The sequence below is a fragment of the Pantoea sp. Taur genome (genome assembly GCF_009830025.1).
In the GTDB taxonomy this organism is placed as follows: domain Bacteria; phylum Pseudomonadota; class Gammaproteobacteria; order Enterobacterales; family Enterobacteriaceae; genus Pantoea; species Pantoea communis.
In genome coordinates, this window is sequence record NZ_SZZZ01000052.1 from 1,569 (window position 1) to 3,118 (window position 1,550).

Here is a 1,550-nt window from a genome sequence, read left to right on the forward strand (position 1 = left end):
CAAAACTTCCCGCCTACATGCTTAAACCGGGACAACCGTCGCCCGGATAACCTAGCCTTCTCCGTCCCCCCTTCGCAGTAACACCAAGTGCAGGAATATTAACCTGCTTCCCATCGACTACGCTTTTCAGCCTCGCCTTAGGGGTCGACTCACCCTGCTCCGATTAACGTTGAACAGGAACCCTTGGTCTTCCGGCGAGCGGGCTTTTCACCCGCTTTATCGTTACTTATGTCAGCATTCGCACTTCTGATACCTCCAGCAAACCTCACAGTTCACCTTCAACGGCTTACAGAACGCTCCCCTACCCAACAACACATAGTGTCGCTGCCGCAGCTTCGGTGCATGGTTTAGCCCCGTTACATCTTCCGCGCAGGCCGACTCGACCAGTGAGCTATTACGCTTTCTTTAAATGATGGCTGCTTCTAAGCCAACATCCTGGCTGTCTGTGCCTTCCCACATCGTTTCCCACTTAACCATGACTTTGGGACCTTAGCTGGCGGTCTGGGTTGTTTCCCTCTTCACGACGGACGTTAGCACCCGCCGTGTGTCTCCCGTGATAACATTCTTCGGTATTCGCAGTTTGCATCGGGTTGGTAAGCCGGGATGGCCCCCTAGCCGAAACAGTGCTCTACCCCCGAAGATGAGTTCACGAGGCGCTACCTAAATAGCTTTCGGGGAGAACCAGCTATCTCCCGGTTTGATTGGCCTTTCACCCCCAGCCACAAGTCATCCGCTAATTTTTCAACATTAGTCGGTTCGGTCCTCCAGTTAGTGTTACCCAACCTTCAACCTGCCCATGGCTAGATCACCGGGTTTCGGGTCTATACCCTGCAACTTAACGCCCAGTTAAGACTCGGTTTCCCTGCGGCTCCCCTATACGGTTAACCTTGCTACAGAATATAAGTCGCTGACCCATTATACAAAAGGTACGCAGTCACCAAACAAGTTGGCTCCCACTGCTTGTACGTACACGGTTTCAGGTTCTGTTTCACTCCCCTCGCCGGGGTTCTTTTCGCCTTTCCCTCACGGTACTGGTTCACTATCGGTCAGTCAGGAGTATTTAGCCTTGGAGGATGGTCCCCCCATATTCAGACAGGATACCACGTGTCCCGCCCTACTCTTCGAACTCACAGTATGTGCATTTTTGTGTACGGGAGTATCACCCTGTACCCTGCGACTTTCCAGACGCTTCCACTAATGCACAAACTGATTCAGGTTCTGGGCTGCTCCCCGTTCGCTCGCCGCTACTGGGGGAATCTCGGTTGATTTCTTTTCCTCTGGGTACTTAGATGTTTCAGTTCCCCAGGTTCGCCTCGCAACACTATGTATTCATGTTGCGATGATGCACAGAGTGCACCGGGTTTCCCCATTCGGACATCGTCGGCTGTAGCGGTTCATATCACCTTACCGACGCTTTACGCAGATTAGCACGTCCTTCATCGCCTCTGACTGCCAGGGCATCCACCGTGTACGCTTAGTCGCTTAACCTCACAACCCACAGGCGTTTTACAACGCATGCAGACTGCAAGCATTTGAGAGACTCGAACACA

1 rRNA gene (only partly in view) is annotated in these 1,550 nt (G+C 52.6%); it reads right to left on the bottom strand.

Annotation, left to right across the window (positions count from 1 at the left end):
* Positions 1–1,488 (bottom strand): 23S ribosomal RNA (locus tag FD744_RS25155); it reaches 1,544 nt to the left of the window's first position.
* Between the last annotated feature and the right edge of the window lie 62 nt (positions 1,489–1,550).